The sequence below is a fragment of the Streptomyces sp. HNM0575 genome, from assembly GCF_012726265.1.
Lineage (GTDB): Bacteria > Actinomycetota > Actinomycetes > Streptomycetales > Streptomycetaceae > Streptomyces.
Genome location: NZ_JAASAG010000002.1, coordinates 572,572 through 597,144, shown reverse-complemented (window position 1 = coordinate 597,144; position 24,573 = coordinate 572,572). Strand labels below are relative to the sequence as shown.

General features: G+C 70.1%; 19 protein-coding genes and 1 pseudogene. 8 read left to right on the top strand and 12 right to left on the bottom strand.

Annotated features, from left to right (window positions below; genetic code table 11):
* The first annotated feature begins 45 nt into the window (after window positions 1-45).
* The 4 genes from HCC61_RS06485 to HCC61_RS06470 all read left to right on the top strand — a co-directional run bounded on the left by HCC61_RS06485 (window position 46) and on the right by HCC61_RS06470 (window position 6,074).
* Window positions 46-1,632 (top strand): GMC oxidoreductase, encoded by a 1,587-nt coding sequence (locus HCC61_RS06485; RefSeq protein ID WP_169134271.1) that lies wholly within the window; start codon window positions 46-48, stop codon window positions 1,630-1,632.
* A 193-nt stretch (window positions 1,633-1,825) separates the two neighbouring features.
* A complete protein-coding gene (locus HCC61_RS06480) occupies window positions 1,826-2,932 on the top strand; it encodes a glycine betaine/L-proline ABC transporter ATP-binding protein (protein ID WP_169134270.1) in 1,107 nt (368 codons plus the stop codon).
* 73 nt (window positions 2,933-3,005) lie between these two features.
* A complete protein-coding gene (locus HCC61_RS06475) occupies window positions 3,006-5,048 on the top strand; it encodes an ABC transporter permease subunit (RefSeq protein WP_169134269.1) in 2,043 nt (680 codons plus the stop codon).
* A gap of 69 nt (window positions 5,049-5,117) precedes the next feature.
* On the top strand, window positions 5,118-6,074 hold the full coding sequence (locus HCC61_RS06470; protein ID WP_169134268.1) for an ABC transporter substrate-binding protein: 957 nt from the start codon (window positions 5,118-5,120) through the stop codon (window positions 6,072-6,074).
* Between the two features lie 171 nt (window positions 6,075-6,245).
* On the opposite strand, the gene HCC61_RS06465 is transcribed toward HCC61_RS06470, so the two are convergent.
* Complete coding sequence (locus tag HCC61_RS06465; RefSeq protein WP_169134267.1) at window positions 6,246-7,562, bottom strand: metallophosphoesterase; 1,317 nt, start codon at window positions 7,560-7,562, stop codon at window positions 6,246-6,248.
* A 10-nt stretch (window positions 7,563-7,572) separates the two neighbouring features.
* Window positions 7,573-7,860 carry a hypothetical protein gene (locus tag HCC61_RS06460; RefSeq protein ID WP_169134266.1) on the bottom strand — a complete coding sequence of 96 codons (288 nt, stop codon included), beginning with the start codon at window positions 7,858-7,860 and terminating at the stop codon, window positions 7,573-7,575.
* A 141-nt stretch (window positions 7,861-8,001) separates the two neighbouring features.
* Here HCC61_RS06460 and HCC61_RS06455 point away from each other — a divergent pair, with 141 nt between their 5' ends.
* The gene (locus HCC61_RS06455) at window positions 8,002-9,393 is read left to right on the top strand and encodes a D-alanyl-D-alanine carboxypeptidase (RefSeq protein ID WP_169134565.1); all 1,392 of its coding nucleotides are present in this window, start codon (window positions 8,002-8,004) and stop codon (window positions 9,391-9,393) included.
* A 124-nt stretch (window positions 9,394-9,517) separates the two neighbouring features.
* On the opposite strand, the pseudogene HCC61_RS06450 reads toward HCC61_RS06455, so the two are convergent.
* The 3 genes and pseudogenes from HCC61_RS06450 to trpS form a co-directional block, all read right to left on the bottom strand.
* Window positions 9,518-10,342, bottom strand: a pseudogene (locus tag HCC61_RS06450) (YihY/virulence factor BrkB family protein); the annotation flags it as partial.
* A gap of 118 nt (window positions 10,343-10,460) precedes the next feature.
* The gene (locus tag HCC61_RS06445; protein ID WP_169134265.1) at window positions 10,461-11,084 is read right to left on the bottom strand and encodes a 2'-5' RNA ligase family protein; all 624 of its coding nucleotides are present in this window, start codon (window positions 11,082-11,084) and stop codon (window positions 10,461-10,463) included.
* 196 nt (window positions 11,085-11,280) lie between these two features.
* Window positions 11,281-12,294, bottom strand: a complete 1,014-nt coding sequence (trpS, locus tag HCC61_RS06440; protein WP_169134264.1) for a tryptophan--tRNA ligase — start codon at window positions 12,292-12,294, stop codon at window positions 11,281-11,283.
* Between the two features lie 338 nt (window positions 12,295-12,632).
* Here trpS and rocD point away from each other — a divergent pair, with 338 nt between their 5' ends.
* Window positions 12,633-13,847, top strand: coding sequence for an ornithine--oxo-acid transaminase (gene rocD, locus HCC61_RS06435; protein ID WP_169134263.1), 1,215 nt, complete (start codon window positions 12,633-12,635; stop codon window positions 13,845-13,847).
* Between the two features lie 142 nt (window positions 13,848-13,989).
* Here the strand turns inward: rocD and HCC61_RS06430 are convergent, their stop codons facing one another.
* Entirely contained in the window at window positions 13,990-15,360 is a 1,371-nt protein-coding gene (locus tag HCC61_RS06430) for an acyl-CoA thioesterase/bile acid-CoA:amino acid N-acyltransferase family protein (protein ID WP_346777057.1), read from the bottom strand.
* Window positions 15,361-15,428: 68 nt separating this feature from the next.
* Between HCC61_RS06430 and HCC61_RS06425 the strand changes: the two genes are divergently transcribed.
* Window positions 15,429-16,382 (top strand): transglutaminase-like domain-containing protein, encoded by a 954-nt coding sequence (locus HCC61_RS06425; protein WP_240968507.1) that lies wholly within the window; start codon window positions 15,429-15,431, stop codon window positions 16,380-16,382.
* A gap of 111 nt (window positions 16,383-16,493) precedes the next feature.
* Here HCC61_RS06425 and HCC61_RS06420 read toward each other — a convergent pair whose 3' ends face one another.
* From HCC61_RS06420 to HCC61_RS30085, 6 genes are all read right to left on the bottom strand, one after another.
* Window positions 16,494-17,465, bottom strand: coding sequence for a peptidase (locus tag HCC61_RS06420; protein WP_169134562.1), 972 nt, complete (start codon window positions 17,463-17,465; stop codon window positions 16,494-16,496).
* Between the two features lie 410 nt (window positions 17,466-17,875).
* Window positions 17,876-18,667: a succinate dehydrogenase iron-sulfur subunit gene (locus tag HCC61_RS06415; protein ID WP_169134262.1), complete on the bottom strand. Its 792-nt coding sequence runs from the start codon at window positions 18,665-18,667 to the stop codon at window positions 17,876-17,878.
* On the bottom strand, window positions 18,667-20,421 hold the full coding sequence (gene sdhA / locus HCC61_RS06410) for a succinate dehydrogenase flavoprotein subunit (protein WP_169134261.1): 1,755 nt from the start codon (window positions 20,419-20,421) through the stop codon (window positions 18,667-18,669). Before sdhA ends, HCC61_RS06415 begins: the two co-directional genes overlap by 1 nt.
* 27 nt (window positions 20,422-20,448) lie before the next feature.
* Window positions 20,449-20,937: a succinate dehydrogenase hydrophobic membrane anchor subunit gene (locus HCC61_RS06405; RefSeq protein ID WP_169134260.1), complete on the bottom strand. Its 489-nt coding sequence runs from the start codon at window positions 20,935-20,937 to the stop codon at window positions 20,449-20,451.
* A 5-nt stretch (window positions 20,938-20,942) separates the two neighbouring features.
* The gene (sdhC, locus tag HCC61_RS06400; RefSeq protein ID WP_169134259.1) at window positions 20,943-21,323 is read right to left on the bottom strand and encodes a succinate dehydrogenase, cytochrome b556 subunit; all 381 of its coding nucleotides are present in this window, start codon (window positions 21,321-21,323) and stop codon (window positions 20,943-20,945) included.
* Window positions 21,324-21,548: 225 nt separating this feature from the next.
* Window positions 21,549-22,133 carry a 2-oxo-4-hydroxy-4-carboxy-5-ureidoimidazoline decarboxylase gene (locus HCC61_RS30085; protein ID WP_346777078.1) on the bottom strand — a complete coding sequence of 195 codons (585 nt, stop codon included), beginning with the start codon at window positions 22,131-22,133 and terminating at the stop codon, window positions 21,549-21,551.
* Between the two features lie 629 nt (window positions 22,134-22,762).
* Between HCC61_RS30085 and HCC61_RS06390 the strand changes: the two genes are divergently transcribed.
* On the top strand, window positions 22,763-24,379 hold the full coding sequence (locus HCC61_RS06390) for a glycoside hydrolase family 20 protein (RefSeq protein ID WP_169134257.1): 1,617 nt from the start codon (window positions 22,763-22,765) through the stop codon (window positions 24,377-24,379).
* Window positions 24,380-24,573: the final 194 nt, after the last annotated feature.

Sequence of the window (24,573 nt, the reverse complement as noted above, 5' to 3'; positions counted from 1 at the left end):
CCCTCTCCGCTCGAACACGTGAACCCCAAGGAGCACAGCACGGAAATGTCCAGCCACGACATATCCACGTACGACTACGTCATCGTCGGCGGCGGCACGGCCGGGTCGGTGATCGCCTCGCGCCTCACCGAGGACCCGGACGTCACCGTCGCCCTCATCGAGGGCGGCCCGTCGGACATGGACCGGCCCGAGGTGCTCACGCTGCGCAGGTGGCTGGGCCTGCTCGGCGGCGAACTCGACTACGACTACCCCACGACCGAGCAGCCCCGCGGCAATTCCCACATCCGGCACAGCCGCGCGAAGGTGCTCGGCGGCTGCTCCTCCCACAACACGCTGATCTCCTTCAAGCCGCTTCCGTCCGACTGGGACGAGTGGGAGGCCCGGGGCGCCGAGGGCTGGGGCGCGGCGGACATGGACCCGTACTTCGGGAAGCTGCGCAACAACGTGGTGCCCGTAGGCGAGCAGGACCGCAACGACATCGCACGCGACTTCATCGCGGCGGCCAAGGACGCGCTGGACGTCCCGGAGATCGACGGCTTCAACAAGAAGCCGTTCCACGAGGGCGTCGGCTTCTTCGACCTCTCCTACCACCCGGAGACGAACAAGCGCTCCTCCGCCTCCGTCGCCTACCTCCACCCGCACATCGAGGCCGGCGACCGCCCCAACCTCGACATCCTGCTGGAGACCTGGGCGTACCGGCTCCAGCTGGAGGGCAGCAGGGCGACCGGCGTGCACGTACGCCACAAGGACGGCTCGGAGCGGCTGATACGGGCGGGGCGCGAAGTCCTCGTCTGCGCGGGCGCCGTCGACACCCCGAGGCTGCTGATGCATTCGGGCATCGGGCCGAAGGCCGACCTGGAGGCGCTGGGCCTTCCCGTCGCGCACGATCTGCCGGGCGTCGGCGAGAACCTGCTCGACCACCCCGAGTCGGTGATCGTCTGGGAGACGGACGGGCCCATACCCGACAACTCCGCGATGGACTCCGACGCGGGCCTCTTCCTGCGCCGCGAGGCGGACTCGGCCGGGCCCGACCTGATGTTCCACTTCTACCAGATCCCGTTCACCGACAATCCGGAGCGCCTCGGCTACGAACGGCCGCCGCACGGAGTGTCGTTGACGCCGAACATCCCCAAGCCCCGCAGCCGCGGGCGTCTTTACCTCACCTCGGCCGACCCCGAGGCCAAACCGGCCCTGGACTTCCGGTACTTCACCGACGAGGACGACTACGACGGCCGCACCCTCGTCGACGGCATCAAGGCGGCCCGGCGGGTCGCGCGGACCGAGCCGTTCGCCGGCTGGCTCAAGCGCGAGGTGTGCCCCGGGCCGGAGGTGACGTCCGATGAGGACATCAGCGAGTACGCCCGCAAGGTCGCCCACACCGTCTACCACCCCGCCGGCACCTGCCGGATGGGCGCCGCCGACGACGCCCTCGCCGTCGTCGATCCCGAGCTGAGGATCCGCGGGCTGGAGGGCGTCCGCGTCGTGGACGCGTCGGTCTTCCCCACGATGCCCTCCGTCAACCCGATGATCGGCGTGCTGATGGTCGGGGAACGGGCCGCCGACCTCATCCGCTCCGAGGGATCCCGCGGTCCCGGACGCTCCGGCACCACCACGGACAAGAGCAGCTCATGACCCCGACCCCGACGACCGTTCCGACCCCGACCCCGACCCCGACGACCGTTCCGAACCCGGCCGTCCCGAACCCCACCCCCACTTCGACCATGACCATCCCCACCCCCGTACCCACCCAGACCCTGACCAAGACCCGGACCCAGACCACGATGCCCATGACCACTACGACAACGGCACCGGGAGGTGTTGCGTGATGTCCGAGACCCACGAGTCCGCCCCGGCCACCCCGGTGTTCTCCGTACGCAATCTGTGGAAGGTGTTCGGCCCCAAAGCACATCGGGTGCCCGGCGACCAGGAACTCGCCGGGCTCTCCGCCGCCGAACTCACCCAGCGCACCGGGTGCACCGCCGCCGTCCGCGACGTCTCCTTCGACGTACGCAAGGGCGAGGTCTTCGTCGTCATGGGCCTCTCCGGCTCCGGCAAGTCCACGCTCGTACGCTGCCTGACCCGCCTCATCGAACCCACCGCGGGCGACCTGGAGATGGACGGCGAGGACGTCCGGGCCATGGACAAGCACCGGCTCCGCGCGCTGCGCCGCCACCGCACCGCCATGGTCTTCCAGAACTTCGGCCTGCTGCCGCACCGCACCGTCACCGACAACGTCGCCTACGGCCTGGAGATCCAGGGCGTCTCCAAGCAGGAGCGCCGCGCCAAGGGCAACGAGATGGTCGAGAAGGTCGGCCTCACGGGCCTCGGCGACCGGCGTCCCGTGCAGCTCTCCGGCGGTCAGCAGCAGCGCGTCGGGCTGGCCCGCGCGCTCGCCGTGGACCCCGAAGTCCTCCTGTTCGACGAGCCGTTCAGCGCCCTCGACCCGCTGATCCGCCGCGACATGCAGGAGGAGGTCATCCGGCTGCACCGCGAGGAGGGCCGGACGATGATCTTCATCACCCACGACCTGTCCGAGGCGCTGCGCCTCGGCGACCGCATCGCCCTGATGCGGGACGGCGAGATCGTGCAGCTCGGCTCTCCCGAGGAGATCGTCGCCAACCCCGCGGACGACTACGTACGCGACTTCGTCCGCGACGTCCCCCGCGAGCAGGTCATATCCGTACGCCGCGCCATGCGCCCCGCCGAGAAGGCCGAGGCCGACAGCGGCGCGGACGTCTCGCCGGACACGCTGGTCTCCGACGCGATCGAGGCCGTCGCCCGCAGCGGCGAGAACCTCCGAGTCGTCGACCACGGCCGGACCATAGGCGTCGTCGACCACGCCTGCCTGCTCAATGTCGTCGCGGGTCTCGACGACGGCGGCGAGGACGGCGAGGGTGACGCGGGCAAGGACAAGGAGGTGGCCGCCGTATGAGCACCCGCTTCGTGGCGCCCGCCGTACGGCAGGGCCGCTCCGGGCACATGACCGGGAGGCCGGTGAGGGCCGTATGAGCACCCCGACCATCCCGGAGCAGGGCGAGAAGACCGCGGACGCCGCACCGCCGCAGCAGCCCGGCAAGCGGACCGAGCAGGCCGGCGCCCCCGGCGGCCTCGCGCTGCTCCTCCGCGACCCGAAGGTGCTGGCGGTGCTCTTCGCGCTGCTGGTCGTCTTCGTCAGCGCGGCGGTGACGGGTTCCGGCGTCTGGCCCTCCGGCTGGACCGTCGACATCAAGTCGCCGCTGAACGACCTGGACAACTGGCTCGTCGACAACCGCGAGAAGAGCCCGATCTTCCTCTACTTCCTGCTGCACATCAGCAACAGCGCCGAGTCGTCGGTGGACGCCATCGTCAGCCTCTTCGACGCGATGGGCTGGGTCGGCGTCACCGTCGTCGGCACCCTCGTGGGGTGGGCGGCCGGAGGCTCCGACCTCTCCCGCCGCGCCCTGCGCACGGGCGCCACCACGCTCGGCGTCTTCGTCGCCTGCGGCGTGCTGAACATGTGGCAGGCCACGATGGAGACGCTGTCCCTCATGACGGTGGCCGTCTTCGCCTCCGCCGTGCTGGGCATGCTGCTCGGACTGGGCGCCGGACTCTCGGACCGCTTCGAGCGGATGCTCCGCCCCGTCTTCGACACCATGCAGGTCATGCCGGCCTTCGCCTATCTGCTGCCGCTGCTGCTGATGTTCGGCGTCGGCGTGCCGTCCGCGCTGATCGCGACCGTGATCTACGCGGCTCCGCCGATGGCCCGCCTGACCTCGCTGGGGCTGCGCAGCGCCGACCCGGCCGCGCTGGAAGCCTCCGCCTCGCTGGGGGCAAGCTCCTGGCAGCGGCTGTGGACGGCACGGCTGCCGCTGGCCCGCAAGCAGATGATGCTGGGCCTCAACCAGGCGATCATGATGTGCCTGTCGATGGTCGTGCTCGCCTCGCTCATCGGCTCCGAGGGCCTGGGCGACGAGATCTACCAGGCGCTCGGCAGCCTCGACGTCGGCACCGCGCTCACCGCGGGCATCGCCGTCGTGCTGATCGCCGTGCTGCTGGACCGTACGACCGCGGCGGCGGGCGAGCGCCTGGACGCCACCGTCAACGTCGGCGCGACGCGGCTGTTGACGCGGGTGCGGCGGTCCGTGTGGGGGCTGATCGTCGTCCTGATCGGTCTGTTCTCCGCGATCGGCTCGTCCATCGCCGAGCGTGAGTGGCCGGACGCGTGGACGGTGGACCTCACGCGGCCGCTCCAGGACGCCGTCGACTGGCTCACGGCCACGATCGGACACGGCGTCCCGGTGCTGGGCGGTACGGAGATCTGGGCGAAGGGCTTCACGATCTACGTGCTCAACCCCCTGCGCTCCGGGCTGGAGGCCACCCCCTGGTGGGCGCTGGCGCTCCTGGTCGGCGTCGTCGGCTGGGTCGTCGGTACATGGCGGGCCGCGGTGACCGCGGTCATCTGCCTCGGACTGATCGGCGTGATGGGCCTGTGGGAGCTGTCGATGGACACGTTCTCGCAGGTGATCGCGGGTCTCGTGGTGACCGTGGCGATAGGCATCGTGCTGGGCGTCCTCGCCGCGCGCATCGAGCGCGTGGAACGGATGCTGCGCCCGGTGCTGGACACCATGCAGACGATGCCGCAGTTCGTGTACCTGATCCCGGTCATCGCCCTCGTCGGCCTCAGCCGCAGCGCCGGCATCATCGCGGCCGTCATCTACGCCTGCCCGGCGGTCATCCGCATCACCGCGCAGGGACTGCGTTACGTCGACCCGGCGGCGATGGAGGCGTCCCGTTCGCTCGGCGCCACCAGCAAGCAGCAACTACTCGGCGTACAGCTGCCGTTGGCGCGTAAGTCGCTGCTCGTCGGCGTCAACCAGGGTGTCGTCCTGGTGCTGTCCATGGTCGTCATCGCCGGCCTCATCGGCGGCGGTGCGCTCGGCTACGACGTCGTCCGGGGCCTGTCCAAGGGCGACCTCTCGCTGGGCCTGCCCGCGGGCATCGCCATCGTCTGCCTCGGCATCATGCTCGACCGCATCTCCCAGCCGGCCGGAGGGCGCCCACGTGAGTAGGCGCGCACACGACGCACCCCCCACCCACCGAGGAACCCCATACCCGAGAAGAGAAAACAGGTCACATTCATGAAGAACAAGCAGATACGCAACGCTCTCGTCGTCGGCGTCGGCATCGTGAGCGCCCTCTCCCTCACCGCGTGCGGCAAGGCCGACACCAGCAGCGGAGGCAGCGGCGACAAAGTCGTCCTCGCCGAACCCTCATGGGTCGGCGCCCAGGCCAACGCCGCGGTCGTCAAGAAGCTCCTGGAGGACGAGCTCGACGTCAAGGTCGAGGCCAAGCAGATGGACGAGCCCGTCGCCTTCGACGCGCTCAACAGCGGCAAGGCCACCGCCATCCTCGAGGACTGGCACGGCGTACCGAAGAAGCAGAAGAAGTACGTCGACGAGAAGAAGACCGTGGTCTCCGCCGGCGACCTCGGTGTCGTGGGGCACATCGGCTGGTTCGTGCCGAAGTACTACGCGGACAAGCACCCCGACATCAAGGACTGGAAGAACCTCAACAAGCACGCCAAGGACTTCCGCACGTCCGAGAGCGGCAACAAGGGCCACTTCATCGGTGCCGCCCCGTCGTACTCGCAGCACGACAAGGAACTGATCAAGAACCTCAAGCTGGACTACAAGCACATCCCCAGCGGTGCCGAAGCGGCGCAGCTGAAGGAGATCCAGCGGCTCTACGACGCCAAGAAGCCGTTCCTCACCTACTGGTGGGAGCCGCAGTGGATGAACAACAAGATCGACATGACCGAGATCAAGCTGCCGAAGTACACCCCGGGCTGTGAGGAGCCCGCTTCGAAGGCCAAGTGCGGTTACGAGACCAACCAGCTCGAGAAGTTCATGAACGCGGACTTCGCGAAGGGCAACAGCAAGGCCGCCCAGTTCATCAAGAAGTTCAAGTGGACCACCAAGGACCAGAACGATGTCGCGGGCGACATCGCCGGCAAGAAGATGAAGCCGGAGGACGCCGCCGCGAAGTGGATCAAGGCGAACAAGTCCACGTGGCAGAAGTGGATTCCGAAGAAGTGACCCCGCCGCGCCTCGGCTGAGGCGCGCCCCGGCCTCACGAGCGACGGGCCGGGACACCGCCAGCGGTGTCCCGGCCCGTCGCGTAGCGATCCTCGCGCGGTACGCGCGCCCCGGCCGGAGCCCCACGCGTTCAGCGGGAGCCCGGTGCGAATCAGCCGGGGTCCGCCGTCTTTACGCCTGCTTCGAGGCCAGCTGTACGACCGTGACGTCGGGGTCCGCTCCCACCCGCACGGGAGGGCCCCAGGCGCCCGCGCCGCGCGTGACGTACAGCTGGGTGTCGCCGTAGCGGTCGAGCCCGGCGACCGTCGGGTTGGCGAGCGCCACGACGGCTTGGAAGGGGAAGATCTGGCCGCCGTGGGTGTGGCCGGACAGCTGGAGGTCCACGCCGTGCTTCACGGACTCGTGGATCTGCACCGGCTGGTGCGCGAGCAGCACCGAAGCGCGCGAGGTGTCGCGGTCGCCGAGCGCCTTGCCGAAGTCCGGGCCCTCGCCGCTGTCTTCGCCCCGTACGTCGTTGACTCCCGCCAGGTCGAAGCCGGGCAGCTCCACGCGGGCGTTCTGTAGGGGGTGCACGTCGAGTCGGGGCAGAAAGCCGACCCATTCGTCGGCGTCACCGAAGTACTCGTGGTTGCCGGTCACGAAGAACGAGCCGTGGCGCGACCGCAGTTCGCGCAGTGGCTCGGCCGACGTGCCGAGGTCCGCCACCGTGCCGTCGACGAGATCGCCCACGATCGCGACCAGATCCGGCTGGGCGCTGTTGATCGTGCGGACGATCCGCTCGGTGTGCGACCGGCCCAGCACCGCACCGAGATGGATGTCGCTGACCACGGCGATGCGGTAACCGTGCGCGGAACGGGGCAACTTGGCGAGCGGCACGGTGATGCGCTTGAGCGTGGGCCCGTTGAGCAGGTTGTACGTGCCGGCGCCGACGGTTCCCACGGCCGCGACGGTGGCCCCGGCCGCGACGGTACGGGCCACGAACAGCCGCCGCGAGGTGAGTTGGGAACCGAGTCGGGACTCCTCGCCGCCCTCCTCGCCTTCGCCGCCGTCCTCGGACGGGGCCCCGGCCTGTGTCCCGGACTGTGCCTCGGACCGCGCCCCGGCCTGTGCCTCGGACCGTGCCCCGGCCTGTGCCTCGGACCGTGCCCCGGATCCGGCCGCCGCCGCCCGCCGCGCCGACACCCGCCGCAGCAGCGGCCGTACGGCCTCTCCCACCGCCAGCGCCATCAGCAGATACAGCATCAGCGCCATCCACATGTACCCGGGCCACGCCAGCACCCGTTGCAGGATGAACGGCGCGGAACTGCGCCCCACCGCGACGTTGACGACCACGAGCACCGGCAGCGCGAAGGCCAGCACCGTCCCCGTACGGCGCCAGACGCCGCCGCGCGCGGAGACGTCACGTACGAGACGCCGCCACAGATACCAGTGGGCGCATCCCAGCAGCACGAGGACCGTGAGCCCGATGACCACGAAGACCCAGGCCATGGCAGCCCCCTCAGTTGCCGGGTCTGTGCCGCAGGGCCCGCAGACCCCGTAGCCCGATGACGCCGATCGCCGTGCCCAGCAGGAACGAGACGACCGCGAGCAGCAGGTGGACCCAGAAGTAGCCCGTGGGATCGCCGTGTTCGTCGAAGGCGAGCCCGCTGCCGTCGTTCCACAGGTTCTTGACGAACGTGATCCAGATGAACCACGACCAGATCCCGAAGGCGAACAGGAACCAGGAGACGCGGCGGCTGAGATGGAGGGGCCGCCCGGAGGCCGGCGGGCCCGAAGACTGACTCATGGGTCAAGTATGGCTATCGGCCCAATCGCGTAGCCCGGGAGGGGCCGAATGAGCGGCCCCATGGGGGAATGCGATGTCCACAAGTGTTCGACGGACATGTAATTTCGCTCTGTGCCGACTTCCTCACTTCGCGCCGTACGCATGACCGCGTCAGCCGCAGCCGCCGTGTCCCTCGCACTCCTCGCCCCCGTAACGTTCAGCGGCACCGCGCACGCCGCGTCGCCCGGTGAGGATCCGAAGCCGCCCTCCCGCATGTCGGCGGTCGGCGGCAAGCTGCTCGGATCTCCCGGTACGCAGATGAAGGCGAAGCACGGTCAGCAGCCGCCGGAACTCCCGCAGGACCTCACCGCACGCTCCTGGATCGTCTCCGACGCCGAGTCGGGCGAGGTGCTGGCCTCGCACAACGCCCACTGGAGGCTCCCGCCGGCCAGCACCATGAAGATGCTCTTCGCCGACACCGTGCTGCCGAAGTTCCCCAAGACCAAGACGCACAAGGCCAAGTCGTCGGACATGGAGGGGATGGGCGAGGGCAGCAGCCTCGTCGGCGTGAAGGAGGGGCAGACCTACAGCGTGCGCGACCTGTGGCGCGGCGTCTTCCTCCGCTCCGGCAACGACGCGGTGCACGTGCTCGCCGCCATGAACGGCGGCAAGGACAAGACCGTACGGGAGATGAACCGGCACGCGGACAAGCTGCGGGCCGACGACACCAACGTCGTCAGCCCCGACGGCTACGACAAGAAGGGCCAGGTCTCCTCCGCATACGACCTGACGCTCTTCGCCCGCTCCGGCATGCAGAAGGCCGACTTCCGCGAGTACGCCTCCACGGCCCGCGCCCAGTTCCCGGGCGAGAAGAAGAAGGGCAAGAAGCGTGAGACGTACGAGATCCAGAACACCAACCGCCTGCTGACCGGCGACTTCGGGCTCAATCCCTACCCGGGCATCGCCGGCGTGAAGAACGGCTCCACGACGAACGCCGGCTCCACCTTCACCGGTGTCGCGCAGCACGGCGACCGCGTGCTGCTGGTGACCTGCATGCACCCCGACGGCGGGCAGGGCGGCCTGGAGGTCTACAAGGAGACCGCCAAGCTCTTCGACTGGGGCTTCAAGGCGGCGGACAAGGTCGAGCCGGTCGGCGAGCTCGTCGCACCCGCGGGCACGGGCGAATCCGGGAAGTCCGGCGACAGCTCGGACCGGAAGAAGGCGGCCGGGCACGCCACGTCGGGACGCGGCGGCGAGGGCTCGGGCGGCGTCGGCGTCGCCCTCGGCATCACCGCCGGCTGCCTGGTGCTGGTGGCGCTGGTGGCCTACGCGGTTCACCGCCGGTGGCCGATCCCGGATCTGGCGCGGCTGCGGCGGCTCCCGTTCGGACACGGCTCCGGGCCCGCCGGCACCGCCGCTAGCTCCCGCTCCGATTCCGGCTCCGACTCCGCTTCCGGCTCTGGTTCTGCTCCTGACTCTGATCCGGCTCCGAAGGAGTCCGCTGGGAGCGAGGCTTCCGGTTCGGGTCCGGCTCGGGTCGGGGATCCGGACTGACGGCCGGCTCATCCTCCTCGTCGAGTACGGGAGCGGCGCGTTCGGTCTCCACGGTCTCGGGCGCGCCGCTTCCCAGCGCGTCGATCTCCTCGATCGGCTTGAGGGTGCGCTCCGTCACCGTCCACGAGGTGCAGAAGAGCATCAGCTTCGCCATGAAGCTGATCCACAGCAGCAGCGCGATGGGCGTACCGAACGCCCCGTAGACGCTCTTCGTCGCGACGCCCTGGAGATACCCGCCCAGCAGCAGCTTCAGCAGCTCGAAGCCGAAGGCGCCCATCGTGCAGGCGAGCACCGTCGCGCGGCGGGGCGGACGGACGCGGGGCAGGACCGTCAGCGCGTACCACAGCAGCGCGAAGTCCGCGGTGACGGCGGCCGCGTACCCGGCGGCGGTCAGCAGGACCGAGCCGATCCCGTGCTCGCGGATGCCGACCTGCCCCGCGGCCCAGCTCACGGCGGAGACGGCGAAGGCGGAACCGCCCAGCGAGACGAGCCCGACCACTCCGAGCCCCGCCAGCGTCCCGAGATCCTTGAGCTTCAGCAGCACCGGATTGCCCGGGTCCTCCTCCAGGTCCCACAGGGCGCGCAGGCTCTCGCGGAGCGTGCCGACCCAGTTGACGCCCGTGACGACCAGCAGCGAACCGGCGATGAGCCCGATCGTCCCCGCGTTCTCCGCGAACGACTCCAGATTCAACTCCGCCGAGATCCCCGGGACTTGGCGGTCGATCGTCTCCTGCACGGTCCGCATCCGCTCCGGCGTCAGCAGCGAGGCGCCGACCGCGGCGAAGACCGCGAGCATGGGGAAGAGGGAGATGAAGCTGGTGAACGTGATGGACGCGGCGTGCCTCGCCCACTTGTGCTCGTCCAGGTGCCGGTAGACCCGCCAGACGCGGGTACGGAAGAACCACGCCGCCAGGGGGCCGATCACCGGCAGCTTCGTCAGCCAGTCCATGATCGTCGGTTACCCGCTGGGCGGCCGATCATCCGGCGTCCCGCGGCGGCGGCGCCTCGGTACGCACGCGCCTCGGCGCTTCCGCGCCCCGGAGCTTCGCGACTCGGCGCTTGCGCTCTCAGTGCAGCGGGGCGAAGGAGTCCGCGCCGTCCTCGCGTACGGGGAAGGGCTGCGGAACCTGACGGGGCAGCCCGGAGACCGACAACGGTGTCTCCTCGCCGGACCCGAAGGTGAACTTGCGCTGGAGCCGCCACACCAGGTCGGACCCCTGCTCGTACAGCGCGAAGCCCGTGGCCGTCCAGGACGCCTCGAACCCGGCCAGCTCCTCCTGCGCCCGGTCCATCGACTCCTCGGAGATCCCGTGCGCCACCGTGACGTGCGGGTGGTACGGGAAGGCCAGCTCACGCGCGACCGGACCCTCCGGGGCACGCACCTGCTCCTGAAGCCACGAGCACGCCGCCGCGCCCTCGACGAGCTTTACGAAGACCACGGGGGACATCGGCCGGAAGGTGTCCGTGCCCGACAGGCGCAGGCCGAAGGCGCGTCCTGCCGCGGCCACCCGCGCCAGGTGCGCCTCGATGTGCGGACGGTCGGCCGGGTCGGCCTCCGTCGGCGGGAGGAGCGTGATGTGGGTGGGGATGCCGTGGGCCGCCGGGTCGCCGAAGCTCGCACGCCGCTGCTGAAGCAGGCTGCCGTGCGGCTCGGGGACGGCGATCGATACGCCGAGCGTGACGGTCCCCACCTCGTGCTCCTTCCTGCTCGATGGCCGGTCCGCGGCCCGCTGTCTGGGGTTGTGTGCTGTGAGCTGCATCTGCTTCCGGGCTCGTGATCCGCTGTGCCCTGCGGTGTCCTTTGCAGGTGCCCTGCGGGTGTCCTGTGGAGGTGTCCGCGACGCCGTCCTGCGGTGACGTCCCGGACGGTCTCCCGCGTCCGTCGTCTCAGTGCTTGCCGGGCAGCAGGCCCACCTTGTCGTACGCCTGCGTCAGCGTCTCCGTCGCGACGGCCCTCGCCTTCTCCGCGCCCTTGGCCAGGATCGAGTCCAGCGTCTCCGGGTCGTCCAGGAATTCCCGCGTACGGTCCCGGAACGGGGCGGCCCACTCGCTCACGATCTCGGCGAGGTCCGTCTTCAGCGCACCGTAACCCTTGCCCGCGTACTTCTGCTCCACTTCCGCGATTGTCGAATCCGTCAGCGTGGCGTGGATCGTGAGCAGATTGCTGACGCCCGGCTTGTTCTCGCGGTCGAAGCGGATCTCGCTGCCCGTGTCGGTCACCGCGCTCTTGATCTTCTTCGCGGAGGCCTTGGGGTCGTCCAGCAGGTCGATGATGCCCTTCGGCGAGGAGGCCGACTTGCTCATCTTGACCGTCGGCTCCTGGAGATCGAAGATCTTCGCCGTCTCGCGCAGGATGTACGGCTCGGGGACCGTGAAGGTCTTGCCGTAACGCCCGTTGAACCGCTCCGCCAGATTCCGCGCGAGCTCGATGTGCTGCCGCTGGTCCTCGCCGACGGGGACCTGGTCGGCCTGGTAGATCAGGATGTCCGAGACCATCAGCATCGGGTACGTGAAGAGCCCCACCGACGTGTGCTCGTTGCCCTGCCGTGCCGCCTTGTCCTTGAACTGCGTCATGCGGGACGCCTCGCCGAAGCCCGTGAGGCACTCCATCAGCCAGGTCAGCTGCGTGTGCTCCGGCACGTGGCTCTGCACGAAGATCGTGCAGTGCTCCGGGTCGAGACCCGCTGCCAGCAGCTGTGCGGCGGCGAGGCGGGTGTTCTCCCGCAGCTCCTTCGGGTCCTGCGGAAGGGTCAGCGCGTGCAGGTCGACGACCATGTAGAAGGCGTCGTGGGTCTCCTGAAGCGCGACCCACTGACGCACGGCACCCAGGTAGTTGCCGATGTGGAACGAGCCCGAGGTGGGCTGGATGCCGGAGAGTACACGCGGACGGTCATTGGCCATGCGCCCATTGTCTCAGGTCCCTGTGGCCCGGCGTGCACAGTTGTGCAGTGAGCTGAGGCACCGTGTCGGCCCCGCGCGCAGCCTCCGCGCGGTGCCCGCGTACGCGTGCGCCGGATCGGCGCCCCGCCCGCGTCCGTGCCGGCCGTCGGCGTGCCGGGGCCCACGGGACGTGCTCCCGTCGCAGCCCCGCATCGGCAGCAAAGTTTCTTCCCGGGTCGCCGGGTGGACGATAGAAAGAGGCAGCCTTCCGCTCCGCCACGGGACGACGTGAACGCGCGGGGACGTGCGGGACGCAGCGGGAGGCGCCGCGGACCAGACGAGACGAACGGAGACCCCGGATGTCCACCTCGGAAAGGCTGATCGCCGCCTCCGAAGCGCGCAGCGCCCACAATTACCACCCCTTGCCCGTCGTGGTCGCCTCCGCCGAGGGCGCCTGGATCACGGACGCCGACGGCAGGCACTACCTCGACATGCTCGCCGGCTACTCGGCGCTCAACTTCGGGCACCGCAACCAGCGGCTGATCGACGCGGCCAAGGCCCAGCTGGACCGGGTGACGCTCACCTCCCGCGCCTTCTACCACGACCGCTTCGGCGACTTCTGCGAGCAGCTGGCCGAGCTGTGCGGCATGGAGATGGTGCTGCCCATGAACACCGGCGCGGAGGCGGTCGAGACGGCCGTGAAGACGGCCCGCAAGTGGGGCTACCGCGTCAAGGGCGTACCGGACGGGCGGGCGAAGATCATCGTCGCGGACAACAACTTCCACGGGCGTACGACGACGATCGTCTCCTTCTCCACCGACCCCGAGGCGCGTGCCGACTTCGGCCCGTACACCCCGGGATTCGTCGTCGTCCCCTACGGAGACTCCGCCGCGCTCGAAGCGGCCCTAGACGAGCACGGTGACGACGTCGTCGCCGTCCTCATCGAGCCGATCCAGGGCGAGGCGGGCGTGCTGATGCCGCCCACCGGCTATCTGCCGGGCCTGCGGGAGCTGACGCGCGCCCGCAACGTGCTGTTGATCGCGGACGAGATCCAGTCCGGGCTGGGCCGTACCGGGGCGAACTTCGCGTGCGAGCACGAGGGCGTGCACCCCGACATGTACGTGCTGGGCAAGGCGCTGGGCGGCGGCGTCGTGCCCGTCTCCGCGGTGGTCTCCTCGCGGGAGGTACTCGGCGTCTACCGGCCGGGCGAGCACGGGTCCACCTTCGGCGGCAATCCGCTCGCGTGCGCCGTCGCGCTGGAGGTCATCGCGATGCTGCGCACCGGCGAGTACCAGCAGCGCGCGAAGGAGCTGGGCGAGCACCTGCACCACGAGCTGGGTGTCCTGGCGGGCGGCGACGCCGTACGGGAGGTGCGGGGCCGCGGCCTGTGGGCGGGCGTCGACATCGACCCGGCGCACGGTACGGGCCGGGAGCTGTCGGAGAAGCTGATGGCCCGCGGCGTGCTGGTGAAGGACACCCACGGCTCGACGATCCGCATCGCGCCGCCGCTGGTGGTGACGAAGGAGGACCTGGACTGGGGCCTGGAGCAGCTGGAGGCGGTGCTGAAGGCCTGACGGAAGCCCCGTCCCGGGACGGGGCTTCCGGGCGGGGACTTCCGGGCGGGGGCGCGCTCCGTGGGACCGCGCGCTCGCCCGGCCCGTGCCGTGGCGCGGCGTGCGGCCGCATCGCGAGCCGCTGCGCGCCACGCGGCCGCCGCTAGCGGAGGAGCTTCAGTACGCGGGCCCAGCCGTCCTCGCGGGCCTGCTGGTCGGAGACGGACGTGCTGACGATCCGGCCGTTGGCGCCGCCCTCCTGGCCCGGCTGGCCGTAGGGGAACCAGTTCACGTGGTGGCCGGCGTTCTCGTAGGTGACCTGGTGGTGGTGCGCGCCGGAGGCGTTCCGCTGGGCGGCGATGGTCCGGGCCGCCGCAGCCGAGCCCCACATCTTGTCGTTGCCGCCGGCCACCGCCAGCACCGTGCCGCGTACGTGGTTCAGCCGGATCGGGCCCGCGGGGATGGGTGTGCCGTGCTCGGCCCACGCCGCGCGGCCCGAAGCGCCCGCCAGATAGGGCCCGTTGACCTTGTCGGAGGGGGCGTAGGCGATGACGTCGCGGACGACGGACGGATGGCGCTGGCCGAGCAGCTGCGCGATCTCGCTGCCACGCGAATTGCCCATCACCGCAAGGCGGTCGGGGTCCGCGCCAGGCTCGTGCGCGAGCAGCCGGGCGGCCCGCAGGAAGTACCCCGTGTCGATCATGTTGATGGCGTTCGGGCGCCCGGAGCCCTCGCCGCAGCGGAAGTAGCAGAGCGACAGGGCGGGATGGCCGTGCGAGGCCAGCAACGCGGCAGCGTACTCACCGGAGTTGCCGCCCTCGGAGCCGCCGAAGACGAGGACGGGTGCCTGGCGCCGCGATCCGGCGCGCGGTGTGTACATCTCGCCGTCGATGCGGTTCTTCGCGACGGTCAGCTTGCGGTGGCGCACCTTGTCCGTGAGCCACTGCCGGGTGATCGTGCGGTCGGCGAGCTGCTTGCCGTTCTTCTCGACGGTCAGCCGCAGCTTGTACGTGGGCTTCTCGGCGGGAGAGGGCGGGTGGTACGAGAAGGCGTCGCCGCTGCCGATCTTCTTCACGCCCGTACCGGCCTCGGGCAGCATCGTCGCGAGCAGCCCGCTGCTGTCGGCCTTCGCGTACGGGCGTCCGCCGCGCGGCGCCTGCTCGCCGAGGTCGATGCGCCCGCGGCCGTCGGCGGTGAACTCGCCCTGGGAGCGCCACGGTTGCCCGCGCTGGTCCACGGCGTGCGCGGCGACCATGACGCGGTCGTGCGCGCCGAGGCCGCCGATCCGCAGGCCGACGTCACGGTCGGCGAGGGCGGCCGTGCGGTCGACGTGGATCGCCGCGTGGTCCCGGTCGTGACCGGTGTCGTGACCGGTGCCGTGACCGGTGCCGTGGCCGGCGACGGGCTTACGGGCGTCGTCCTGGCCGCCACCGCCGGAGCATGCCGCCGTCGCGGCCGGCACCGCCAGCATCACAAGTGCGGCGAGGCCGGCGCGTGCTTTCGGATTGCGTCCCACCCTCGGATTGCGTCCCACCCGGGGCACCATACGCACCCCGTCGCGGATCCGGAGCACCGGTCGTTTCCACCGGGTGGAAATCCGGGATGAGATCCGCCACCCTGTCGCGCATGCTGCCCGCAGAGCGTGACTTCTATTTAGCGCAGAGCGTCCACAGCGATCCCGGCCGGGCGGAAAGGCTCGCGGGACTCCCCGAAGGTCCCGATGAACTGGCCCTTCTCGTACGGCACTTGCTCATCCACCGTGAGGAGACCGGCCGGTTCGGCTGCGCCCTCCCCGAATCCCGCTACCGCTCCGAGGCCGAGACCCGGTACGTGGGCGACATTCTGGACATCGTCCTCCGGCTCGACGACGAACCGCTGACCGCACCCCGCCGCCCCCTCGACCGTTTCGCGGGCACCTGCCGCGACTTCGCCCTGCTGCACTGTGCGCTGCTGCGCCACTCGGGGACCCCCGCCCGCATCCGCTGCGGATACGCCACCTACTTCGCCGAGGGCTTCCACGACGACCACTGGGTCACCGAGTACGCGCACCCCGAGCGCGGCTGGGTCCTGAGCGACCCGCAGCTCGTGCCGGACGTGCGCATCGAGTCCCCGTACGAGCTGGACTTCGACCCGCTCGACGTGCCGCGCGACCGCTTCATCGTCGCCGGGGAGGGCTGGCGCCGCTGCCGCAGCGGCGAGACCGACCCGAAGACCTTCGGCGTCAGCGTGCTCGGGCTGATGGGCATGTGGATGGTGCGCGCCAACGTCGTACGCGATCTCGCCGCCCTCAACAGGGCCGAGGTGCTGCCCTGGGACGCCTGGGGCGTCGGGGACGCCGGCCGGGAGGGCGAGAAGGAGGCGGGCCGGGAGGCGCTGGCCGTGATCGACGAGGCGGCGCGCGTCACCGTCGCCGCGGACTTCGACGAGGTGCGCGCGCTGTACCGGGACACCCCCGGCCTGCGGGTGCCGGAGACGGTGACCTCGTACCAGTCCTACGACGGCGAGTGCGAGGTACGTCTGCGCGGCGAGCCGCAGGACGGGGAGTCCGGGACGTGACCGTGCGGGAGCGGTGACCGTGCCGGTGCCGGTGCGGGCGGCCGTGAAGGGGCGCCCGCCCGGGACCGTGCCGCCGGCCCTGCCCTTTACGCCGGCGGCGGACGGTCCGGGTCAGCCCGCCTGCGCGGTCTCGTACAGCTTCTTCGCGTCCTCCCCGAAGTACGGCCCGAACATCGTGTCCGGCAGGAAGGTGTAGCCGAAGCTGTTCACCGAGGACTGGAGGCCCTTGCCGGTCCCCTCGTCGAACTCCGTGAACCACGGGCCGCCGCTGGAGCCGCCCGTCATGTTGCACGAGAGGCCGTGGTCCTTGGTGAGCAGCACGTCCTGGAAGGTCGTGCCGCTGCAATAGATCAGCTTCTCGCCGTCGTACGGGTCGGCGGCGGGGAAGCCGAAGGAGTACATCTCGGTGTTGTAGTCGGCGTTGAAGGACAGGCCCTGGCCGCCGACGACGTCCGTCAGCTTCTTGCCGTCGAGGGGGTTCACCACGGCGGCGCCGACGTCGAAGTTCATGTCCTCGCTCGACTCCCACTGCGGGGTGGTCAGCGTCTTCGACGCCGTCCACTTCCCGTGCGGGGCCTGGCCGTCGTGGTAGCCGGGCACGAAGACCCAGTCGGTGTGCCAGGCGCCCTGGTACTTCACGCAGTGGCCCGCGGTGATGACCGTGCTGCCGTTGTCGCTGGTGACCGCGTCGCCGGAGCAGGAGGCGTCACGGCCGCCCATCTTGAAGAACACGCGGCCCGTGGTGTTCACCACGTCGCCGCCGCCGGACCAGGCCCCGCCGGGCTCGGGCAGCGCCTTCGTGACGGCGTCGGTGTCGAGCGGCGGGATCTTCAACTCCTTGCCGCGGGGCACCGCTTGACCGGCACGGTCGAGCGCTCGGGCGCCGATGCCGGTGAGTTCGTCGAGAGGCGTGGCCTCGCGCATCCGCTCGGCGGTCCACTGGCCGGCGGCACGCTCCTGCGCGGCCTTCGGTATCGCCGAACCGGCCGCCGCGCCACCGGAGTCGGCACTCGCGGGCGTGGTCTGAAGCGCGAGGCCGAGGAGGGCGCCTACGGCCAGCAGGGCTCCGGCGCCCCTGCGCATACGTCGTGTGCGTCTCACGCTTACTCCTTCTGCTGGGATGGGCAGATGAGTGGTGCGGACAGACGTGCAAGTAGTGCGGTGGTGCGTAGCGGTGCGGTGCTGCGTAGCGGTGCGGTGGTGCGTGCTGATGCGAATGGTGCGCCCTGTTGCGGCGCGCGTCGATAGCGTGCCCCGAAATCGCCCCCGGCGAACGGGAGTCGGGTGACGAGCACGACAAAGCGCCCGGGGCGGTGCCCCGGGCGCTGCCGTGTGCGCGAACGAGCGGGCGTGCGGGCGTGCGCGGTGTCCCGCGTGCCTGTCCGGCGGGTGCGCCGGCTGCGTACGCCGCTCGCAGACCGCCGCTCGGAGAGACGCTTTCGAAGTCGGCGCTCCGAAGTCGGCGCTCAGAAGCCGCCGTTCGAAGCCGAAGCTCAGAAGCGGCGGGTGATCAGCGCGCGCTTGACCTCCTGGATCGCCTTCGTCACCTCGATACCGCGCGGGCAGGCGTCCGTGCAGTTGAACGTGGTGCGGCAACGCCACACGCCGTCCTTGTCGTTGAGGATCTCCAGACGCTGCTCGCCCGCCTCGTCGCGGCTGTCGAAGATGAAGCGGTGCGCGTTGACGATGGCCGCCGGGCCGAAGTACTGCCCGTCGTTCCAGAAGACCGGGCACGAACTCGTGCACGCGGCGCACAGGATGCACTTCGTCGTGTCGTCGAAGCGCTCGCGGTCCTCGGCGGACTGGAGCCGCTCGCGCGTCGGCTCGTTCCCGCTGGTGACCAGGAACGGCATCACGTCCCGGTACGCCTGGAAGAACGGATCCATGTCGACGACGAGGTCCTTGAGGACCGTGAGGCCCTTTATCGCCTCGACGAGGATCGGCTTGGTGGTCCTGCCGTCCTTGATCCCGGTTATGTCCTTGATCAGCGTCTTGCACGCCAGCCGGTTGCGCCCGTTGATGCGCATCGCGTCCGAGCCGCAGATGCCGTGCGCGCAGGAGCGCCGGAAGGTCAGCGTCCCGTCCTGCTCCCACTTGATCCGGTGGAGCGCGTCCAGGACACGGTCCTTGGGGTCGATGTCGAGGGTGAAGTCCTCCCAGGCGGAGTCCGCCGAGACCTCCGGGTTGAAGCGGCGGATCCGGAAGGTGACGGTGACCGGATGCGACGCCGTGGGGTCCGAACCGGCCTCGGTCCGGCCCGACTCGTCCATGACTGCGGTGCTCATCAGTACTTACGCTCCATCGGCTGGTAGCGGGTCTGCACGACCGGCTTGTAGTCCAGCCGGATCGACTCTGTGCCGTCGTCGCCCACTTCGCGGTACGCCATGGTGTGACGCATGAAGTTGACGTCGTCTCGGTTCGGGTAGTCCTCGCGGTAGTGGCCGCCGCGCGACTCCTTGCGGGCCAGCGCGGAGACCGCCGTCACCTCGGCCAGGTCGAGCAGGTTGCCCAGCTCGATGGCCTCCAGCAGATCGGTGTTGAAGCGCCTGCCCTTGTCCTGGACGCTGATGTTCCGGTAGCGCTTGCGGAGTTCGCCGATCTCCTCGACGGCCTCCTTCAGCGTCTGCTCGGTGCGGAAGACCATCACGTTCTTGTCCATGCAGTCCTGGAGCGCCTTGCGGATCTCCACGACACGCTCGTTGCCGGTCGCGTCGCGCAGGTTCTCCACCTCGCCCTCCACGAACGCGGCCGGATTCTCCGGCAGTTCGGTGAACCCGGCGGTCGACGCGTACTCGGCGGCGGCGATGCCCGCGCGCCGTCCGAAGACGTTGATGTCGAGCAGCGAGTTGGTGCCGAGCCGGTTCGCGCCGTGCACGGAGACGCAGGCGACCTCGCCCGCCGCGTAGAGCCCGGGCACCGGTGTGCTGTTGTCGGCGAGCACCTGGCCCTGCACGTTGGTCGGCATGCCGCCCATCGCGTAGTGCGCCGTCGGCTGGATCGGCACCGGGTCGGTGTACGGCTCGATGCCCAGGTACGTACGGGCGAACTCGGTGATGTCCGGCAGCTTCGCGTCCAGCTGCTCCGGCGGCAGGTGCGTCAGGTCGAGATAGACGTGGTCCGCCTCGGCGCCGCAGCCACGGCCCTCGCGGATCTCGGTGTAGATGGCGCGGGAGACGACGTCACGCGAGGCGAGGTCCTTCATCACCGGCGCGTACTTCTCCATGAAGCGCTCGCCGTCCTTGTTGCGCAGGATGCCGCCCTCGCCGCGCGCGCCCTCGGTGAGCAGGATGCCCATCTTCCAGATGCCCGTCGGGTGGAACTGGAAGAACTCCATGTCCTCCAGCGGCAGTCCGCGCCGGAAGGCCGCCGCCTGGCCGTCGCCGGTGAGGGTGTGCGCGTTCGAAGTGACCTTGAAGAACTTGCCGTTGCCGCCCGAGGCGAAGACCACGGCCTTGGCCTGGAAGACGTGGATCTCGCCGGTCGCCAGCTCGTACGCGACGACGCCCGCGGTCTTGCGCACGCCGCCGGACTCGCCCATCAGCAGGTCCAGGACGTAGAACTCGTTGAAGAACTCCACGCCCTCCTTCACGCAGTTCTGGTACAGCGTCTGAAGGATCATGTGGCCCGTGCGGTCCGCCGCGTAGCAGGACCGGCGCACCGGCGCCTCACCGTGGTTGCGGCTGTGACCGCCGAAGCGGCGCTGGTCGATGGTGCCGTTCGGGGTGCGGTTGAACGGCAGGCCCATCTTCTCCAGGTCGAGAACGGAGTCGATGGCCTCCTTCGCGAGGATCTCGGCGGCGTCCTGGTCGACCAGGTAGTCGCCGCCCTTGATCGTGTCGAAGGTGTGCCACTCCCAGTTGTCCTCCTCGACGTTGGCGAGGGCCGCGGCCATGCCGCCCTGGGCGGCTCCGGTGTGGGAGCGGGTCGGGTAGAGCTTCGTCAGCACTGCGGTGCGGCTGCGCTTCGTGGACTCGATGGCCGCGCGCATGCCCGCGCCGCCGGCGCCGACGATGACCGTGTCGTACTTGTGGATCTTCATCTGGGTTACCTCAGCCCCGTACGTGCGTCAGCGGATGTTCGGGTCGAAGGTGAAGATCACCAGCGTGCCCAGCAGGACGGTGAAGACGGTGGCCGTGTACAGCAGCGCCTTCAGCCACAGGCGGGTCGCGTCCCGCTCCGCGTAGTCGTTGATGACGGTCCGCAGACCGTTCGCGCCGTGGAGCATCGCGAGCCACAGCATCATCAGGTCCCAGACCTGCCAGAACGGGGAGGCCCAGCGGCCCGCGACGAAGGCGAAGCTGATCTTGCTGACGCCGCCTTCGAGCACGAGCTGGATCAGCAGGTGCCCGATGACCAGCACGACCAGGACGATTCCGGACAGCCGCATGAACAGCCAGCCGTACAGCTCGAAGTTGGTGCGAGTCGTCTTCGGCGTCCTCGTGGTACGGGAGCGGGCCGGCACGATCACCGGTGCCGGATTCTCCGCGCTGTAGCCGCCGCCCTCGGAAGAGGAGGACGAGGAGGACGAGGATGCGTTCGCGGTCTCGGTCGACATGTTCATCAGCTCCCGAACAGCGTGTGCAGGGTGTGCCGCAGGACGGGGTAGAAGGCGCCGATCATCAGGACGCCCCAGACGGCCGTCACGGTCCACAGCATCTGCTTCTGGTACCTCGGCCCCTTCGACCAGAAGTCCACGGCGATGACCCGCAGGCCGTTGAGCGCGTGGAAGAGGACCGCGGCCACGAGGCCGTATTCCATGAGGTTGACGATCGGCGTCTTGTAGATCGCCACCGTCTGGTCGTACGTCTCTGGCGAGACGCGGACCAGTGCGGTGTCCAGCACGTGCACGAACAGGAAGAAGAAGATGAGGACACCGGTGACTCGATGAGCCACCCAGGACCACATGCCTTCCCGGCCGCGGTACAGCGTTCCAGCCGGCACGGAAAAAAACCCTCCGGGTGCGTGTTCAGAGCCGGCCGCCATCTTCGGCTGAGAGTGCAGCGGTGTCGGTCGGGCTCGGCCGGGTACGGACCACCGGCCTGGGCCATCGTAGCGACGCTTTGTCGGCACATCGGTCCCGGGAGGGGCGGATGTGATCAATCAGGCAGCCACGGGTGATCGGGAAGAGTCGCTGGCGAGAGCTTCGGACCGCTCACCGGTCCCGCTTCAGCGCAGGGCTCGCAGCAGCCTGCCGCGGGCGAGGCGGCGCAGTTCCTCGGCGACGATCGGACGTTCCTCTTCCGGGTCGTTCCCGAGGCGGTCGCGCACGTCCGCGAGGGCCTGGCCGAGCCGTTCGCCCTCGTCCCATTCGTCGAGGCAGACGAGGAACACGTGGCCGAAGCGGTGCTCGTACGCGGCGTGTGCGGCCCGAAGGGCGGTGTGCGCGGCGAGGATCCCGCGCCGGTCGCGGTCGGGTTCGCGGACGCGGCGGCCGGGGTGGTCGTGACTGTCGCGGTCGGGTTCGCGGCGGTCGTGCTCGGGGCGGTCGGCGGCGCGAACCGGCCGGACGTCCGTGTGCCCGTCCGCGCCGTCGTCCCAGGGGGAGGGCGGCTGCGGCCACTCGGAGGCCAGCGCCTCGTCCACGTCCTCGGGCGTCATGTCGTAACTCGCCTCGTCGAGGGCGGCCAGCAGCGACTCGGCGTCCGGATACGGGCGGAACGCGGCGATGCGGGCGGCCCAGCCGGCGCAGCCGCAGCAGCGCAGCAGCAGTGCGGTGGCGGCCTCGTGGGACGCGGAGTTGAACCGGGACAGCGACCAGGGCCCGGACGACGAGGGCTCGGGGAAGGAGGGCCCGGACGACGACGGCTCCGGTGACGACGGCTCCGGTGACGAGGGCTCCGGTGACGAGGGCTCGGGGGACGAGGGCTCCGACGCCGACGGAGCCGAGGGCGCCTGCACCGGCGGTGACGAGTCCGGCGACGGCCGGGCCGGGGGCGCCGGCTCCGGCCGCCGGGCCGGTTGCGGTACGGCGGCAGCGGGCATGTCCCCTCCCGGACCCCGCCCGGGGGAGCACCCTCCGGGCACACCGTGGGCGGGCAGGGCCGTGGGCGGGACCGCGTCCTTCTCGTCGCTTCGCGGGCTGGGGGGCGGCATGGGCTCCTCGGAGGACCGGCTGGCATAGGGGACCGGATCCCGCGTACGGGCGAAGTGACCCGACGGCGGGCCGGGGAAGGGAGAGCGGCCGCATGGGCCGGACCCACCCCGTGGCCGGCTCCGACTGCCGTGATGTGGCGTCCTGTTGGCGGCGCGGGCGGACCTCGGTCACCGTAACGACAACGAGCGCCAACGACACGACGAGCATGGGGATTTCACCCGGACGGGGACTTTCCCGGTCGGAGACCCGACGAGTGCGAGCCGAAAAGGGGCAATAACGTATCCATATGGGACCCAAGAGGCCAAAGACACTGGCGGTTTCGGCATCGGTGGCCGTCGCGTGCACGGTGAGTCTTCTCACCCTCGGCGGCTGCTCCAGCGAGGACGCCGGAGGGGAGGCGGCCAGCGGCGGCAGCAGCGGGCACACCTCCCACACCACCGCCGGCTCCGGTGCGCCGAGGCCGACTGAGCCCGCGCGTACCGGTCCGGCACCCGCGGCCGTTCCCTCCGTACGGGACTGGAAGCCGGTGCGCGGCCCGGCCTGGAAGCCGTCGAAGTTCACCCGCGTCGTCGCCGATCCCGACGGGCCGCTCGCCGACGAGGGGAAGCTGCTCGCCCGTGAGTTGAAGGTCCCCTTCTCCGACGGCCCCGCCCGTACCGGCGACATCCGGCTGAGCCTGGACCAGAGCCTGGAGACCGGGCGCGAGGGCTATGTGATGGAGAGCCGCGAGGGCCAGGTGAAGATCGCCGGGGCCGCCGACGCGGGCGTCTTCTACGGCACCCGCACCCTGCTCCAGTCGGTGCGCGCGACCGGCAAGGTCGCCGACGGCGTCGTGCACGACAAGCCGGACCGTTCGCAGCGCGGTCTGATGCTCGACATCGCGCGCAAGCACTTCAGCGCCGGGTGGATCGAGGACCGCATCCGTGAGATGGGCGATCTCAAGCTCAACCAGCTCCAGTTGCACCTCTCGGACGACCAGGCGTTCCGGATCGAGAGCAGCACGCACCCCGAGGTCGTGTCGAACCCGCGGCTCACCAAGGCGCAGGTGCGGCGGATCGTACGGCTCGCGGAGTCGCGGCACATCGACGTCATCCCGGAGATCGACTCGCCTGGGCATCTCGGCGCCGTTATCAAGGCCCACCCGGAGATCCAGCTGAGGAACGCACAGGGCCGGCCGACGGAGGGCGCGGTCGACATCTCCGATCCGCGGGCGGCGAAGATCGTCGACGATCTGCTGCGCGAGTACGCCGGCCTGTTCCCCGGGAAGCGCTGGCACCTCGGGGGCGACGAGTACCTCGCCCTCGCGCAGCGGGACCCCGAGGCCTCTTATCCGGGGCTGGCGGCGAAGGCCCGCGAGGAGTTCGGCCGCGACGCCCGCGTGCAGGACCTGGCGACCGACTGGCTCAACGACCGCTCCGCCGTCGTACGGGAGAAGGGGAAGACCCCGCAGGCGTGGAACGACGGCATCCACGAGGACGGCGCCGTCCGTGCCCACCGCGACCGCGAAGTCGCCTACTGGACGGGCAAGGAGCCGGGGGAGCGGAGTCCGGTCTCCTATCTGAAGGAGGGCTGGAAGCTGATCAACGCCAACGACGAGTACCTCTATTACGTGCTCGGCGAGCCCAACAAGTTCACATATCCGACAGGCCGCCGCATCTACGACGAATGGACTCCGGCGGTGCTGCGCGGCACGAAACCGGTGCCGAAATCTCTCTCGGGTCCGGAGCACATCCCCGGCGGACGCTTCGCCGTGTGGTGCGACCGGGCCGGCGCGCAGACCCAGGAGCAGGTCGCCGCGGGCATCAGGGCACCGCTGCGGGCGATGGCGCAGAAGCTGTGGGATCCCAAGAAACCGGCCATGAGCTGGGAAGACTTCAAGCGGCTCGGTGAGCGCGCGAGCTGAGAACCGGCCGGCGGGCCCGCCGGAAAATGCGAAGGCGACCGGGGTCGCCACCCCCCACAGGAGAGACCCCGATCGCCCTCGAGAACGGGCGCACCACGCCAGGGGCAGGCCCGTACTCCTTACAGCGTTCCCGATCCCCATTCTGTTACCTGGTCAACTTGCGTGGACTATGACGCACACTTGGCCTTAGCGTG